Annotated in this window: 17 protein-coding genes; all 17 read right to left on the reverse strand. The window is 67.8% G+C overall.

The window, feature by feature from the left end; genetic code table 11:
* Positions 1 to 53: 53 nt before the first annotated feature.
* On the reverse strand, positions 54 to 1,055 hold the full coding sequence (locus tag L3N39_RS01565) for an AraC family transcriptional regulator (protein ID WP_237255458.1): 1,002 nt from the start codon (positions 1,053 to 1,055) through the stop codon (positions 54 to 56).
* A gap of 116 nt (positions 1,056 to 1,171) precedes the next feature.
* Positions 1,172 to 1,612, reverse strand: coding sequence for a GlcG/HbpS family heme-binding protein (locus L3N39_RS01570; protein WP_165562434.1), 441 nt, complete (start codon positions 1,610 to 1,612; stop codon positions 1,172 to 1,174).
* A 19-nt stretch (positions 1,613 to 1,631) separates the two neighbouring features.
* Entirely contained in the window at positions 1,632 to 1,823 is a 192-nt protein-coding gene (locus tag L3N39_RS01575) for a 2-hydroxymuconate tautomerase (protein ID WP_126621860.1), read from the reverse strand.
* Positions 1,824 to 1,874: 51 nt separating this feature from the next.
* Complete coding sequence (dmpH, locus tag L3N39_RS01580) at positions 1,875 to 2,669, reverse strand: 2-oxo-3-hexenedioate decarboxylase (RefSeq protein ID WP_165562436.1); 795 nt, start codon at positions 2,667 to 2,669, stop codon at positions 1,875 to 1,877.
* Positions 2,666 to 3,706 (reverse strand): 4-hydroxy-2-oxovalerate aldolase, encoded by a 1,041-nt coding sequence (dmpG, locus tag L3N39_RS01585; RefSeq protein ID WP_237255459.1) that lies wholly within the window; start codon positions 3,704 to 3,706, stop codon positions 2,666 to 2,668. The genes dmpH and dmpG overlap by 4 nt, the downstream gene beginning before the upstream one ends.
* A gap of 11 nt (positions 3,707 to 3,717) precedes the next feature.
* Complete coding sequence (locus L3N39_RS01590) at positions 3,718 to 4,641, reverse strand: acetaldehyde dehydrogenase (acetylating) (RefSeq protein ID WP_237255460.1); 924 nt, start codon at positions 4,639 to 4,641, stop codon at positions 3,718 to 3,720.
* A gap of 26 nt (positions 4,642 to 4,667) precedes the next feature.
* Positions 4,668 to 5,453 (reverse strand): 2-oxopent-4-enoate hydratase, encoded by a 786-nt coding sequence (gene dmpE, locus L3N39_RS01595; protein WP_237255461.1) that lies wholly within the window; start codon positions 5,451 to 5,453, stop codon positions 4,668 to 4,670.
* A gap of 10 nt (positions 5,454 to 5,463) precedes the next feature.
* Entirely contained in the window at positions 5,464 to 6,312 is an 849-nt protein-coding gene (locus L3N39_RS01600; RefSeq protein ID WP_237255462.1) for an alpha/beta fold hydrolase, read from the reverse strand.
* A gap of 11 nt (positions 6,313 to 6,323) precedes the next feature.
* Positions 6,324 to 7,784 carry a 2-hydroxymuconic semialdehyde dehydrogenase gene (locus L3N39_RS01605; RefSeq protein WP_237255463.1) on the reverse strand — a complete coding sequence of 487 codons (1,461 nt, stop codon included), beginning with the start codon at positions 7,782 to 7,784 and terminating at the stop codon, positions 6,324 to 6,326.
* Positions 7,785 to 7,813: 29 nt separating this feature from the next.
* A complete protein-coding gene (locus L3N39_RS01610) occupies positions 7,814 to 8,737 on the reverse strand; it encodes a catechol 2,3-dioxygenase (protein WP_237255464.1) in 924 nt (307 codons plus the stop codon).
* Entirely contained in the window at positions 8,734 to 9,096 is a 363-nt protein-coding gene (locus tag L3N39_RS01615; RefSeq protein ID WP_237255465.1) for a 2Fe-2S iron-sulfur cluster-binding protein, read from the reverse strand. The genes L3N39_RS01610 and L3N39_RS01615 overlap by 4 nt, the downstream gene beginning before the upstream one ends.
* An 11-nt stretch (positions 9,097 to 9,107) precedes the next feature.
* Positions 9,108 to 10,169, reverse strand: a complete 1,062-nt coding sequence (locus tag L3N39_RS01620; protein ID WP_237255466.1) for an NADH:ubiquinone reductase (Na(+)-transporting) subunit F — start codon at positions 10,167 to 10,169, stop codon at positions 9,108 to 9,110.
* A gap of 10 nt (positions 10,170 to 10,179) precedes the next feature.
* On the reverse strand, positions 10,180 to 10,539 hold the full coding sequence (locus L3N39_RS01625) for a phenol hydroxylase subunit P4 (RefSeq protein WP_237255467.1): 360 nt from the start codon (positions 10,537 to 10,539) through the stop codon (positions 10,180 to 10,182).
* Positions 10,540 to 10,604: 65 nt separating this feature from the next.
* Positions 10,605 to 12,140 (reverse strand): aromatic/alkene/methane monooxygenase hydroxylase/oxygenase subunit alpha, encoded by a 1,536-nt coding sequence (locus tag L3N39_RS01630; RefSeq protein ID WP_237255468.1) that lies wholly within the window; start codon positions 12,138 to 12,140, stop codon positions 10,605 to 10,607.
* Between the two features lie 16 nt (positions 12,141 to 12,156).
* On the reverse strand, positions 12,157 to 12,426 hold the full coding sequence (locus L3N39_RS01635; RefSeq protein ID WP_165562447.1) for an MmoB/DmpM family protein: 270 nt from the start codon (positions 12,424 to 12,426) through the stop codon (positions 12,157 to 12,159).
* A gap of 11 nt (positions 12,427 to 12,437) precedes the next feature.
* Complete coding sequence (locus L3N39_RS01640; RefSeq protein ID WP_237255469.1) at positions 12,438 to 13,427, reverse strand: aromatic/alkene monooxygenase hydroxylase subunit beta; 990 nt, start codon at positions 13,425 to 13,427, stop codon at positions 12,438 to 12,440.
* Positions 13,428 to 13,478: 51 nt separating this feature from the next.
* On the reverse strand, positions 13,479 to 13,745 hold the full coding sequence (locus L3N39_RS01645; protein ID WP_237255470.1) for a phenol hydroxylase subunit: 267 nt from the start codon (positions 13,743 to 13,745) through the stop codon (positions 13,479 to 13,481).
* Positions 13,746 to 13,983: the final 238 nt, after the last annotated feature.

Raw genomic sequence — 13,983 nt, forward strand, 5'->3', positions numbered from 1 at the left:
GCGAGGATCGCCTCGCGGGGTTTTCTGTTTTCGCGAGGCGCGCGCCGCCGGCGTCAGGGCCGGCGGTTGAGGGTCTGCGAGGGCAGCTCGCCGAAGGCCTGCTTGTACAGGGTGGTGAAGTGGCTGGGCTGGGCGAAGCCCCAGCGGAAGGCCAGCTCGCACAACTGCAGCTCGCCGGGCTGGTGGCGCAGCAGCATCTCGCGGATCACGTTCAGCTTGCAGCGCTGGATATAGCGCTGCGGGCTGGTGCCCAGGTAGCGGCGAAAGGCCTGTTCCAGGCTGCGCCGGCTGGCACCGCTGACGGTCACCAGTTGGCTGATGCACAGCGGCTGGTCGAGGTTGGCGTGCACGTAGTCGACCACCCGCTTGACCGTGCCCGGCAGCAGGCTGCGCTGCGGCAGCGCGCTGAGCGAGGGGATCAGGTACAGCAGGTTCTCGCAGAACAGGTGCTGCAGGTGCTGCTGGCCGACCGCGGTGGCGAGCAGGCCCGACGAACTGCCGGCCTCGCCGTCGACCAGGCGTACCAGGTTGCCGAGGCTCGCCAGCGCCGGGTTGCGCCGGCAGATCAGCTGCGCCTGGGGCGGCACGCGCGTCGCCTCGCTCTGGTGGTGGCGCAGCATGTGGTCGTTCAGGCAGGCGCCGTCCAGCGCGATGACCAGCGCCCGGGTGCCTTCGTGCCAGACCACCTCGACCTGGTGGCCGGGGGTGAACATCAGCAGGTCGCCGGGGCCGGCCTGCTGGCCGTCCGGGTGGCTGGTCACCGCGCCGTGCAGCGGCAGGATGCCGTGCCAGCTGGCCAGCGGCCGCGAGCTGACCTTCAGTTCCGCGCCCCATTGCGCGCCGAACAGCTTGAGCTGCGGCATCGCCTGCAGGGTGAAGAGGATGTCGGCGGCGCCGCGCCGGCGCGGCTGCACGCGGCGCTCCTCGACCTGGGTGTTGAGCACCGCCGCCGCCTCGTCCATGTCGTGCGAGCGCAGCCAGGGCCGCATGGCGAAGGGCAGGCCGCGCTGGCCCGGACTCGGGGAAGGGTGGGCAAGGCTGACCGGAGCGGTCATGGGATCGCCTCCTCGGGCCTGCCTCGTGCCGCCGTCCGGCAGCGCGGGGGCCTCGGTGTTGTCGTTAGGGAGGATGGGTAGACGCCTGCCGATAGCGTCGCCGCAGCATGGCAGCTTCAGCCGGCCGCCGGATAGCCCGCCGCGCCGATGGCCTGCAGCGCCGCCGCGGCGCAGGCTTCGTCCTGCTCCTCCGCGGCGCCGGACACGCCGATGCCGCCGACGCATTCGCCGTCCAGCAGGATCGGCAGGCCGCCGCCGACCACCACCAGCCGCTCGCGCCTGGGCAGGCCGATCTGCAGGCGCGGGTTGTCGCCGAGCACCTCGAGCCAGTCGCGGGTGGCGAAGCCGAAGCTCGCCGCGGTGTAGGCCTTGTCCACGGCGATGCCTTCGGAATGCAGGAAGGCGCCGTTCATGCGCAGGTAGGCCAGCGGCAGGCCGGCACGGTCGACCACGCTGACGTGGATGCGCACGCCCAGCTGCTCGGCGTGGGCCACGGCGGCACGGGCAGCGGTCGCGGCCGCTTCCCAGTGCAGCGAAGGCTCGCGGAGGGTCTTCATGGCAACTCCGGGGCCGCGCTCAACGGCCGAGCGCCTTGGCGCTCTCGCCGCCGATGCCGAAGTGGACCTTGGGCATCTCGGTGATGATCACCCGCACGCTGGCCAGCGGCGCGTCCAGCGAGCGCGAGATGGCCTGGCTGACCTCGCGGATCAGCGCCTCCTTCTGCTCGTCGCTGCGGCCTTCGAGGATATGGATCTGGGCAATGGGCATGGGTCGCTCCTCGCAAAAAAGGGGGCCGCCCGGGAGGGGCGGCCGGTTGGCTCAGACGAAGCGTGCGGACACGCTGCCCAGCCCCTGGTAGCGCACGGTGATGTTGTCGCCCGGCGCCACCGCCACCGCGGCGGTGATGCCGCCGGTCATGATGAAGGTGCCGGCCGGGATGTGCTCGCCGCGCTCGGCCAAGAGGTTGGCCAGCATCGCCACGCTGGACAGCGGGTGGCCGAGCACCGCGGCGCCGGCACCGACCTCCACCACCTCGCCGTTCTTCTCCATCACCACGCCGAGGGTGCGCAGGTCGACGTCCTCCAGGCTGGCCATCTGCCCGCCGGTGATGAAGCGCGTCGAGGAGGCGTTGTCGGCGACCACGCTGATCAGGTCGAACTTGAAGTTCTCGTAGCGCGAGTCGATCACCTCGACGGTGGGGATCACGTAGTCGATCGCCGCGATCACGTCGCCGATGTGGCAGCCCGGGCCCTTGAGCGGTGCCTTGGTGACCACCGAGATCTCCGCCTCGATCTTCGGGTGGATCAGCTCGGCGCAGTTCACCGTGCCGCCGTCCGGCACGCTGAAGTAGTCGGCGAGGAAGCCGTAGATCGGCGTCTCGACGCCCATCTGCGCCATCTTTGCCCAGGAGGTCAGGCCCATCTTCAGGCCGACGATCTTGTTGCCGCGCGCCTCCTTGCGCCGGCGGATCTCCCACTGGATGTCGTAGGCGTCGGCGAAGGTCATCTCGGGGTAGTCGTTGGTGACCTTGTGGATGTCGTGGGCCTGGAGTTCGGCGTTTTCCACGTGCTCGGCCAGGGCCAGCACCTGCTCGTGGGTCAGGGTACGGTTCATGCGCTCACCTTCTGGGTCTGGCGGGCCCGGGACATGTCCAGGGCAAGGTCTTCGATCATGTCTTCCTGGCCACCGACGGTGCCGCGGCGGCCGAGCTCGACGAGGATGTCGCGCGCCGGCACGCCGTATTTCTTCTCGGCGCGCTGGGCGAACAGCAAAAACGAGCTGTACACGCCGGCGTAGCCCAGGGTCAGCGCGTCGCGGTCGACGCGGATCGGCTGGTCCATCATCGGCACGACGATATCCTCGGCGACGTCCATGATCTTGTACAGGTCGATGCCGGTCTCCACGCCCATGCGCTTGCACACGGCGACGAACACCTCCAGCGGGGTGTTGCCGGCACCGGCGCCGAGGCCCGCCACCGAGCCGTCGATACGGCTGGCGCCGGCCTCGATGGCGGCCAGCGAGTTGGCGATGGCCATGCCCATGTTGTGGTGGCCGTGGAAGCCGATCTCGGTGGCCGGGTTCAGCTCGGCGCGCAGCAGGCCGATCTTCTCGCTGACCTCGTCGGGCAGCATGTAGCCGGCCGAGTCGGTGCAGTAGATGCAGTTGGCGCCGTAGCTCTCCATCAGCCGGGCCTGCTCGAGCACTTTTTCCGCGCTGATCATGTGCGCCATCATCAGGAAGCCCACGGTGTCGGCGCCGAGCTTGCGCGCCATGCCGATGTGCTGCTCGGAGACGTCGGCCTCGGTGCAGTGGGTCGCCACGCGAATGGTCGAGACGCCACAGTCGAGCGCCATCTTCAGGTGGTCGACCGTGCCGATGCCCGGCAGCAGCAGGGCGGAGACCTTGGCCTGCTTGAGACGCGGGATCACCGCACGCAGGTATTCCTCGTCGCTGTGCGCGGGGAAGCCGTAGTTGATCGAGCGGCCGCCCAGGCCGTCACCGTGGGTGATCTCGATCAGCGGCATGCCGGCGGCATCGAGGCCGGTGGCCACCGCGACCATCTGCTCGAGGCTGATCTGGTGGCGCTTGGCGTGCATGCCGTCGCGCAGGCTCATGTCGTGCAGGGTGACGTTCTTGCCGGTGAGATTCATGGTGCTACTCCTCAGGCCAGGGCCGCTTCACGACGTGGCAGTTGAATGGTGCCGGTGGCGATTTCCTCGGCGAACAGCTCGCCGGTGCGCAGCGCGGCGGCGGTCATGATGTCCAGGTTGCCGGCGTACTTGGGCAGGTAGTCGCCCAGGCCCTCGACCTCCATGAAGATCGACACGCGGTTGCCGTCGAACACCGGGCCGTTCTTCAGCCGGTAGCCGGGCACGTACTTCTGCACCTCGGCGATCATGGCGTGGACCGACGCGGTGATGGCGTCCTGGTCCGGCTCGGTTTCGGTCAGGCAGTGGATGGTGTCGCGCATCATCAGTGGCGGCTCGGCCGGGTTGACGACGATGATCGCCTTGCCTTCCTTCGCCCCGCCGACCTGCTCGATGGCGCCGGCGGTGGTGCGGGTGAATTCGTCGATGTTCTTGCGGGTGCCCGGGCCGATGGAGCGCGAGGACACGGTGGCGACGATCTCGCCGTAGGCCACCGGCTGCACGCGCGACACCGCGGCGACCATCGGGATGGTCGCCTGGCCACCGCAGGTGACCATGTTGACGTTCATTTCCAGGGTGCCGACGTGCTGCTTGAGGTTCACCGGCGGCACGCAGTAGGGGCCGATGGCGGCCGGGGTCAGGTCGACCATCAGCACGCCCAGTTCGTTGAGCTTGCGGCTGTTCTCGGCGTGCACGTAGGCGCTGGTGGCATCGAAGGCGATGCGGATGTCGTCGTCGAGCACGTGCGGCAGCAGGCCGTCGACGCCTTCTGCGGTGGTCTTCAGGCCGAACTCGCGGGCGCGCTTCAAGCCGTCGGACTCGGGGTCGATGCCGACCATCCACACCGGCTCGATCCACTCGGAACGCAGCATCTTCATCACCAGGTCGGTGCCGATGTTGCCCGGGCCGATGATCGCGGCTTTCAGTTTCTTGCTCATGGGTGTTTCCCCTGTTCTTGTTCTAATCAGGTGAAGCGCACGCTGGCGCTGCCGATGCCGCCGATCTCGACGCGCATGAAGTCGCCGGCCTTGGCCGGCTCCAGCGGTACCAGCGAGCCGGAGAGGATCACTTCGCCGGCCTTGAGGCCGATGCCGAAGCGGCCGAGGGTGTTGGCCAGCCAGGCCACGCAGTTGACCGGCGAGCCCAGCGCCGCGGCGCCGGCGCCGGTGGACAGCAGCTGGCCGTTCTTCTCCACCAGCATGCCGCAGGTGACCAGGTCGACCTGGCGCGGCGACACGGCCTGGTCGCCGAGCACGAACAGCCCGCAGGAGGCGTTGTCCGCGACGGTGTCCTGGATCTTGATCTTCCAGTCCTGGATGCGCGAATCGACCACTTCGAAGCAGGGGATCACGCACTCGGTGGCGGCCAGCACGTCGGCGTTGGTCACGCCCGGGCCCATCAGGTCCTTCTTCAGGATGAAGGCGATCTCGCCCTCGGCGCGCGGCTGGATCAGCTTCTCGCTGATCGGCATGGCCTCGCCGCTGTTGTAGACCATCGCGTCGGTGAGGTAGCCGAAGTCCGGCTGGTGCACGCCGAGCATGTTCTGCACGGCCTTGCTGGTGACGCCGATCTTCTTGCCGATCACCCGCTCGCCGGCGGCCAGGCGCCGTTCGAGCATGCGCAGGGAGATGTGGTAGGCATCCTCGACGCTGATGTCGAAGCCGCGGCTGGTCAGCGGGGTGACGGTCTCGCGCTGGACCATCGCCTGGTAGAGCTCGTCGCCGAGCTGGTCGATCAATGTCTTGTCCATGATGGTTCTCTCAGGATGGGGTACGGTCCGCCTCGGCGAGGAAGTCCTCGACCAGGCGGGCGAAACGGTTGGCGTGTTCGATCTGCGTCCAGTGGCCGCAATGGCCGAACACGTGCAGCTGGCTGTTGGGGATCAGCCCGGCCAGGCGCAGCGAAGCCTCCAGCGGGATGATCCGGTCCTCGCGGCCGTGGATGACCAGGGTTTCGTGGGGCAGGGCGCGGATGTCGGCCTCGCGGCTGGCCAGATCCTCGATGCCGTTCTGCCGCGGTGGCGGGAACATCGCGGCGAACGACTCCTGGAAGCCCGGGCGGATGCTGGCCTGGTAGCGCAGCTCGGCGAGCTCGTCGTTGACCAGGTTGCGGTCCCAGGCGAACAGGTCGAGCAGCCGGCGCATGTTGGCCAGCGACGGCGTGTAGCCCCAGGCCGCGTCGAGCCCCGCGGTGAGCGGGAAGCTGACGCCGACGCTGCCCATCAGCACCAGCCGGCGCACCCGCTCGGGGTGGCGGATGGCCAGGGCCAGCGCCAGGCCACCGCCGAACGAGTTGCCGACGATGTCGGCGTGCTCGATGCCCAGGGCATCGAGCACGCCGATGGCATGCGCGACCCAGCGTTGCTGGCTGTACTGCGCATCGGCCGGCCGTTCGCTGTAGCCGAAGCCAAGCATGTCCGGGGCGATCACCCGGCGCGTCTGCGCCAGCTGCGGGATGATCCCGCGCCAGTTGGCCCAGGCGGTGACGCCGGGGCCGGAGCCGTGGATCAGCAGCAGCGGGAAGCCCTGGCCCTGGTCATGCAGGTTGGTGCGGTAGCCGGCGGCGAGGATCTCGCGGCCGATTTCCGGACTCTGCTGGGGTGCGTTCATGGCCTGGGTCCTCAGAGCTTCACGCAGATGTTCTTCAGCTCGGTGTAGAACTCCAGCGAGTGCACCCCGCCTTCGCGGCCGATGCCCGACTGCTTGGCGCCGCCGAAGGCGGTGCGCAGGTCGCGCAGGAACCAGCTGTTGACCCAGACGATGCCGGCCTCGATCTGCCCGGCGACGCGGTGCGCGCGCGAGGCGTTCTCGGTCCAGATCGCCGAGGCCAGGCCGTAGGGCAGGCTGTTGGCCAGCTCGATGGCTTCCTCCTCGCTGTCGAACGGGCGGATGTGGCAGCACGGGCCGAAGATTTCCTCGGTGACCACCGCCGAGTCGTCCGGCAGGCCGGTCCAGATGGTCGGTTGCACCCAGGCGCCGCCGGCCAGGTGCGCCGGCATCTCCGGCACGCCGCCGCCGGTGACGATGGTGGCGCCCTCGTCCCTGGCCTTCTGGTAGTAGGAGAGCACCTTCTCGCGGTGCTTGTGGCTAACCAGGGAGCCGAAGTTGGCCTCCGGGTCGTTCGGCTCGCCGATCTTCAGCGCCTCGGCGCCGGCCTTCAGGCGGGCGACGAATTCGTCGAAGATCGGCCGCTCGACGTAGACCCGCTCGGTGCCCAGGCAGACCTGGCCGCAGTTGGCGAAGGCCGAGCGCAGGGTGCCCTCGATGGCCTTGTCCAGGTCGCAGTCGGCGAACACGATGCCGGCGTTCTTGCCGCCCAGCTCCAGGGAGACCTGGCGCACGCCCTTGGCGGCGGCGCGCATGATGGTCTCGCCGGTGCCGGTCTCGCCGGTGAAGGTGATCGCGTCGACGTCCGGGTGGGCGGTGAGGAAGGCGCCGGCCGAGTTGCCGCCGAAGCCGTGCACCACGTTGTAGACGCCGGCCGGCACGCCGGCGGCGTTCATCACCTCGCCGAGCAGCGCGGTGGTGGTGGGGGTTTCCTCGGACGGCTTGACCACCACGGTGTTGCCGCAGGCCAGCGCCGGGCCGACCTTCCAGGTCATCAGCAGCAGCGGCAGGTTCCACGGGCTGATCACGCCGATCACCCCCTTGGGCCGGCGCACCGCGTAGTTCAGCGCGCCGGCGCCGTCCGGGGTGGCCATCTCGAAGGCTTCGGTGGCGACGTTCTTGATCAGGTCGGCGAACACCTTGAAGTTGGCCGCGCCGCGCGGGATGTCGATGTGGCTGGCCAGCGATTTCGGCTTGCCGGTGTCCAGGCACTCGGCCTCGAGGAACTCGTCGAAGCGCGCGGTGATGCCGTCGGCGACGCGATGCAGGATCTCGGTGCGCTCGGCCACGGTCATCTTGCCCCACGGGCCCTTCAGCGCGGCGCGCGCGGCCTTGACCGCGGCGTCGACCTCGGCCTCGCCGGCCTCGTGGATCTTGGCGATCACCTGGCCGTTGGCCGGGTTGACGTTGTCGAACAGCTTGCCGCCGGCCGAGCCGACGTACTGTCCGTTGATGAAATGCTTGATCTCTTTCATGTGCACGCTCGTGTTCCAGGCGATTCGGGTCAGGTCAGCGCGGTGAGGAAGCGCTCGTTGAGCTGGCGGTCGTGGTAGAAGATCGCCTTGCCCAGCTGGTCGGTGGTCCAGGTCACGGTGGGCTGATCGGGGTAGTGGTAGTCGCCGCCGCAGAACACCTCGTTGCGGTTGCCCGAGGGGTCGAAGAAGTAGATGGTCTTGCCGTGGGTCAGGCCGTGGCGGGTCGGGCCGATGTCGATCGAGGTGTTGGTCATCGAGATCAGGTCGGCGGCGCGCAGCACGTCGTCCCAGGTGTCGAGGAAGAACGACACGTGGTGCAGCTTGCCCTTCTCCGGGTGATGGATGAACGCCACGTCGTGGGCCTTCATGCTCAGGGTGAGGAACTGCGCGATGCGGTTGCCCTCCGGGTCGAGCACCTGCTCGGCGAGGCTGAAGCCGAGCACCTCGGTGAACAGGCGCAGGGTGGCCGGCAGCTCGTCGCCGTACAGCAGCGCGTGGTCCATGCGCGTGGCGCGCATGCCCTTGAGGCCGCGCGGCCAGGCTTCCGGGTTGACCTCGGCCAGGCCCCACTTGCCGGTGACCTTCTTCTCGGCATACAGCTCGAAGCGGTGCCCGGACGGCGCCTGGAAGCGGATGCGCCGGCCGCAGTCCTTCAGCTCGCCGGCGGGAATGCTTTCCACCGCGCAGCCGAAGGCCACCAGGTCCTCGGTGAGGCGGCCGAGGGTGGCGTCGTCGATGACCTTGAAGGCCATGAAGTCCAGCCCCGGCTCGTCGGCCTCGCGCAGCACCACGGAGAACTTGTCGGTCTCGGTCCAGCCCTTGAGGTAGACGCGGCCCTTGTCGTCGCGGTCCATCTCGATCAGGCCGAGCAGGTCGACGTAGTGCTCCAGGGCCCTGGTCATGTCCAGCACGCGCAGCTGCACGTGGCCCGGACGCAGTACACCTTTTTTCATTTCGACACCTCTTGTCTTTGTTGTTGGGTCATGACGGGGGAAACAGGCGCCGGGGCCGGCTCCTGGGAATCGGCCAGGCCGAGGAACTCGATGGCCAGGTCGCTGTGCGGCAGCAGCCGGCAGGCCAGCGCCTGGCCCAGCTCGCGGGCCTGGGCATTGATGTGGCGGATGCTCATGCGCCCGCATTCGTAGCGGCCGCTGTGCACCTGCACCCGGCACAGGCCGCAGCCGCCGCCGCGGCAGCCGACCTTGACGCAGCCCAGGTGCTGGCTCTCCATGGCCTGCAGCACGCTCTGGCCTTCCTCGCAGAAGAAGCTCGCGCCGCTGGCGGTTTCGGTGATGCGATAACGCTGGCCCATGGCAGGCACCCTCAGATCTTCTTGAACAGGGCCGAGCGGGTGCCCTCGCCGGCGCCATCGGCGGCGGTGAGGAAGCGCTCCATGAAGATGTCGCGCTCGAACAGCCGGCCCTGCATCAGGGTGGTGATGGCCGCGTCGATCATTGGCGGCGGGCCGCACAGGTAGGCCTTGTGGTCGCTGAAGCGGCCGCCGAAATACTCCTTGGCCGCCTCGTGGACGAAGCCGCGGAAGCCGTCCCAGGCCTCGTCGTCGGCGACCTGGTTGAGCGCCGGGACGTAGCGGAAGTTGGCGTGCCTGGCGGCCAGGTCCTCGAACAGCGCGCGGTTGTACAGCTCGGCGACGTTGCGCGCGCCCTGGAACAGGGTGATCTGCCGCGAGTCGCCGCGCGCCAGCAGGTCGAGGATCATCGACTGCGGGCTGGACAGCCCCGAGCCGCCGGCGATGAAGATCAGGTCGCCGGCCTGCGAATCGCGCACGAAGAACTGGCCGTAGGGGCCGGACAGCTTGAGCGCATCGCCCACCTTCAGCTCGCGGTGGATGTAGCCGGTCGCCGCGCCGCCCTCGACCAGGCGCACGTGCAGTTCCACCTCGTCGGCCTTGCCCGGTGGGTTGGCCAGGGAGAAGGCGCGGCTGCCCTCGATGCCCGGCAGCTCGAGGTTGATGTACTGGCCGGCCTGGAAGCGCATCGGCCGGTCGAGCTTGAGGTGCAGGCCCTTGATGGTCGGCGAGAGGTCCTCGATGGCGGTCACGCTGGCGCGGAAGTCCTCCACCGGATGGCCGGCGAAATCCGGGTCCACCTCGATGTCGGCCTCGATCACCACGTCGCTCTGCGGCAGCGCGCAGCAGGCCAGCACCTTGCCTTCCTCGCGCTCCATGTCCATCAGCGCGAAGGGCGAGGCAGCGCCGACGTCGACGTCGCCTTCGAGCACCTGCACCTTGCAGGTCGCGCAGGTGCCGTGGCCGCAGGCGAATGGCAGCCAGACGCCCTGGCGCAGGGCAGCCTGGAGGATGGTCTGGCCGTCCTCGACCTCGATCACGTCGCCGGTCGGCTCGATGGTGACTTGATAGCTCATGGCAACCTCCTCAGCTGCAGCTGCCTTCGAGGCCGTTCAGGCCGGGGGTGTCCATGCGCAGCATGTCCTTGTGGCGCAGGCCGTTGGCCTCCAGGCTGGCGTCGAAGTCGGGGCTGAACGGCGCGTCGTTCAGGTACCAGGTGGCCTGGCGCAGGTCGGCGCGGGCGCTGTCCGGGTGCGCGGCGATGGCCGGCATGACGACCTGCTCGAGCAGCTCGGCGAAGGTCATCTGCGGCTTGACCAGGAAGGCGAACGGCGAGCAGAACATCAGGTGGCGGTCCCAGCCGAGGTACAGCAGGCGCTGGCCGTGGAAGTTGGCTTCGAGATCGCGCGGGGCGAAGCGGTATTCGCCGATGGCGTTGACGGTCATGGGGTGTCCCTCTTGTTCTTGGAGTTGGGACGGGGCGGCGTTCACCGCCCCGTGGCGCGGCTCGGTCAGCTCGCCTGCTTCAGCGGTGCCAGGGGTTTTTCGCCCTTCCACAGCTGCCAGCGCTGGTGGTCCGGCGAGCCGAGGTACTCGAAGTTGTCCACCCCGAGCTCGATGTTGTAGTAGTCGCGCACCACCGACTCGACGTCGGCGCCGCCGCAGTTGCCCTGGTAGATCTGGTGCACCGGCAGCCAGGCCTGGACGTACTTCTCGGGCTGGTTCTTGAAGATGTCGCGGCAGCCGTCGGAGCAGAAGTGGTAGCGCTCGCCCTCGTGCACGTGGCTGCGGTGGCTGAGCTTGGTGGGGTCGCCCGGCTCGGTGAAGATCGCCGGGATCTGGCACACCTGGCACAGCTGCGGCAGGGTGTTGTTGTAGAAGCGCTGGCCCTTCTCCTGCTGTTCGCGCCAGAAGGTGAAGCGCGCGCGGTAGTACTGGTCGAAGGTGTTCGGGTACTTGGCCGAGAGCCAGTCCATCTCTTCTTCGCTGGGCATCCAGGTGTGGAAGTTGGTCGCCTGGCTGTACTGGTAGAAGGTCGCCCAGGCCTGGTGGCTGACGTGCTGCTTGGCTTCCATGCACTGCTCGACGTACTTCGGCGGGCGGATGCCGTAGCGCTCCAGGTCCTTGAACAGTGCGCCGCCGGCCTGCTCGAAGTAGACCTCCCAGGCCTCGGCCCAGGACATCACCTTATTGGGCAGCATGTAGTCCATCATCATGCCGACCAGACAGAGCAGGCGGTTGCCGCGCCAGAACCACTTGTCGATCCAGCCCTGGATGATCGGCACGTTGTCCTCGTGCTGCTCGAGCATGAACTTGATCACTTCCAGGCCCAGGGTCATGTGCCGCGCCTCGTCGGACTGCGCCGAGAAGCCGAAGGTGACGGTGGCCATGTCGCCGTTGTAGGCGGCGCCGGACATGAAGGGCACGAACAACAGGTTGGTCAGCACGTACTCGAAGGAGAACGAGATCGCGGTGAGGAACTCGAACGGCCCGGCGCTGCGCGCATCGTCGAAGAACGACTTGGGCACCGAGAGGAACCACACCCGGTCGTGCATGTGGGTGAAGTCGTGCAGGCCGTTGAAGTGCTTGTTGTAGTGGCTCATCGCGTGGACCTGGGTCTGCACGTGACGCAGCTCGTCGATCGCCTGCATCTGGCAGGCGACCCGTGCACCGGCGCCGCCGAAGTGCCGGCCGACCCGGGCGAAGCCCTGGAACGCCTGGTACTCGCAGGGGCTGATGCCGGTCAGGAACAGCTTCAGCGCGTTGACGTAGCGCGCATCGGAGATGCTCTGCTGGCCGTTGTTCTGGGCGAAGGCGTCGAGGATCGCGTAGAGCTTCTTCTCCTTCTCGGCCTGGTACTTCCAGTAGGCGTCCATGGTCAGGCGGAAGGGGTCCTCCCACTTGTCCCAGTCGGTGATCTTGATGCCCTCGAAGCGCTCGTGGGGGAAGATGTCTTCCTTCTTCTGGTAGCTCGGCTCCCAGTCGAGGTCGCGGGTGAGGTAGCGGTACTTGTCCTTCAGGCCGAGTTTTTTCTTGTTGTCGGTCATGACGCGGGCTCCGAAATCAGTTTTTCCACTCGAGGACGAAACGGTCGTCGTCCTCGTCGACGTTGCCACCGATGGTGATCACGTCCAGGTGCATTTCCTGGATGTCCCAGGGGCGGCCGAACTTCTCTTCCATGGTGTCGCGGCGAATCTCCAGGCGGCCTTCGGCCTCGATGCGGATCATCGCCGGCTGGTGCTGCACCACCGCGTGGGGGTTGTCCTGGGTGATGCCGTCCACCAGGTAGCGGGCGTTGTCGTTGTCTTGCAGGGCGATATAGACGAGGGACATGACAGCGCTCCTTACTGGTTGAACAGGCCGAGCTTGGCCAGGCGGGTGGCGAATTCCTGCTGCACCGCGGTCAGCGCGTCCTGCCCCGGGCCCTTCTCGGCCAGCGGTGCCAGCGCCTCGACCACGCGACCGCGCCAGTGCTCGATCCAGGCTTCGATCTGTGCGCGGTTCTCCGGGCTCTCGGCGGCCACCGTCTTGACCATGGCGTCGACCCAGCGCGAGCTTTCGGCGAACCAGGTGCGCATGAACTCGGTGAGCATGCCGACGTCGCCGGCGCCCTCGGCCGAGAGGGTTTCGTCGAACTTCTGGTAGAGCAGCGGGTAGAGCAGGCCGTCGAGCACCAGGTTCTGCAGCAGCGACAGCTCGAACCAGTCCTTGACCACCAGGCTGTCCTCGACCAGGCGGCGCAGCGGCTGCCACTCGGCGGCGTCCAGCCACTGGCGCTTGGCGGCGTCCAGCGCGGTGCCGGTGCTGCCGTCGAGCATCAGGCCGATGCGCGAGAGGTACTGGGCGATGCCCAGGCGATCCATGGCGTGGTAGATGTGCGCCTGGGTGATGGTGGTCGCCCAGCAGTCGGCGGAGATGCCGCTGTTGCTCATGTTGGCGGCCAGCTCGGCGTGGCGCAGCGGCACCAGCAGCTCGACCAGGCGCTGGCGCTGGGCCTCGGGCAGGCGGGTCAGCAGGTCGCGCTTCTCGCAGAAGGCGTAGTCGTGCTCGGCGGTTTCCTGCATGCGGGCGCGGGCCTGCACATAGGTGCCGTAGTAGTACTGGCGCGGGTCGGAAACGGCGTACCAGTCGCGCATCTGCAGGCAGGTGCGGGTCGGGTCGTTGAGTGCCTTGTCCGGCTGCCACTGCGGGCGGTAGTGGAAGTTGATCTTCGCTTCGATGTCGTAGCTGGCCTCCTGGTAGCGGGTGGCCGGCTTGTCGCCGAAGCGGCGGCGGGTGTGGCTGAAGGTCTGGCGGATCGGTTCCGCCGTATTGGTTTTGATCTCTATGCTCATGTCACCGTACCGTTTTGTTTTTGTTTGTCCGGTTGTCAGGCAGAGCGCGCCTCAGTCGTCGGTCGGCATTCGCCGGCCGGCCTTGCCGAAGCGCCACTTGAACATGTCCTCGTCCACCGCGGCGGCCATCGCCTCGTCCATCAGTTCCACCCGGTTGTGACGGCAGAACTCGGCGAAGGCCTGGCGCGGCAGGACCAACTCGACGAACAGGTCCGGATAGCCGATGGCGAAGTCGAACTCGACGAACTCCGCCTCCGGCTTGCTGCGCAGGCGCACATAGCGCTTGAGCTGATCAAAGGGGATGTTGGCGTCGTTCATGGCGGCCTCTTGCGGTTGCACTGCTTGCCGACAGGGCTTGAGCAACGGCTATGCCAAGGCCTGCGCAGGGGGCCGAAATTTTCTTGCAAGTGCTTGTTCGAAAAGGCCTTTTAGGAAGGAGGCAAGGTGTTCGTGCGAGCTTGGGGGGAGGCCCCGGGCGAGCCGCCAGGCGGGGCGAATTGATCATTTGCTCAATCGCCCACGGGCTTTTTGCGCAAATGCTCCAGCGGCCGCTGGC

Origin of the sequence: Pseudomonas oligotrophica (assembly GCF_021726475.1) — a bacterium.
Classification (GTDB): Bacteria; Pseudomonadota; Gammaproteobacteria; order Pseudomonadales; family Pseudomonadaceae; genus Stutzerimonas; species Stutzerimonas oligotrophica.

Coding starts and splice junctions, on each gene's coding strand:
- L3N39_RS01565 (WP_237255458.1), bottom strand. CDS start 1,055: ATGACCGCTCCGGTCAGCCTTGCCCACCCTTCCCCGAGTCCGGGCCAG.
- L3N39_RS01570 (WP_165562434.1), bottom strand. CDS start 1,612: ATGAAGACCCTCCGCGAGCCTTCGCTGCACTGGGAAGCGGCCGCGACC.
- L3N39_RS01575 (WP_126621860.1), bottom strand. CDS start 1,823: ATGCCCATTGCCCAGATCCATATCCTCGAAGGCCGCAGCGACGAGCAG.
- dmpH (WP_165562436.1), bottom strand. CDS start 2,669: ATGAACCGTACCCTGACCCACGAGCAGGTGCTGGCCCTGGCCGAGCAC.
- dmpG (WP_237255459.1), bottom strand. CDS start 3,706: ATGAATCTCACCGGCAAGAACGTCACCCTGCACGACATGAGCCTGCGC.
- L3N39_RS01590 (WP_237255460.1), bottom strand. CDS start 4,641: ATGAGCAAGAAACTGAAAGCCGCGATCATCGGCCCGGGCAACATCGGC.
- dmpE (WP_237255461.1), bottom strand. CDS start 5,453: ATGGACAAGACATTGATCGACCAGCTCGGCGACGAGCTCTACCAGGCG.
- L3N39_RS01600 (WP_237255462.1), bottom strand. CDS start 6,312: ATGAACGCACCCCAGCAGAGTCCGGAAATCGGCCGCGAGATCCTCGCC.
- L3N39_RS01605 (WP_237255463.1), bottom strand. CDS start 7,784: ATGAAAGAGATCAAGCATTTCATCAACGGACAGTACGTCGGCTCGGCC.
- L3N39_RS01610 (WP_237255464.1), bottom strand. CDS start 8,737: ATGAAAAAAGGTGTACTGCGTCCGGGCCACGTGCAGCTGCGCGTGCTG.
- L3N39_RS01615 (WP_237255465.1), bottom strand. CDS start 9,096: ATGGGCCAGCGTTATCGCATCACCGAAACCGCCAGCGGCGCGAGCTTC.
- L3N39_RS01620 (WP_237255466.1), bottom strand. CDS start 10,169: ATGAGCTATCAAGTCACCATCGAGCCGACCGGCGACGTGATCGAGGTC.
- L3N39_RS01625 (WP_237255467.1), bottom strand. CDS start 10,539: ATGACCGTCAACGCCATCGGCGAATACCGCTTCGCCCCGCGCGATCTC.
- L3N39_RS01630 (WP_237255468.1), bottom strand. CDS start 12,140: ATGACCGACAACAAGAAAAAACTCGGCCTGAAGGACAAGTACCGCTAC.
- L3N39_RS01635 (WP_165562447.1), bottom strand. CDS start 12,426: ATGTCCCTCGTCTATATCGCCCTGCAAGACAACGACAACGCCCGCTAC.
- L3N39_RS01640 (WP_237255469.1), bottom strand. CDS start 13,427: ATGAGCATAGAGATCAAAACCAATACGGCGGAACCGATCCGCCAGACC.
- L3N39_RS01645 (WP_237255470.1), bottom strand. CDS start 13,745: ATGAACGACGCCAACATCCCCTTTGATCAGCTCAAGCGCTATGTGCGC.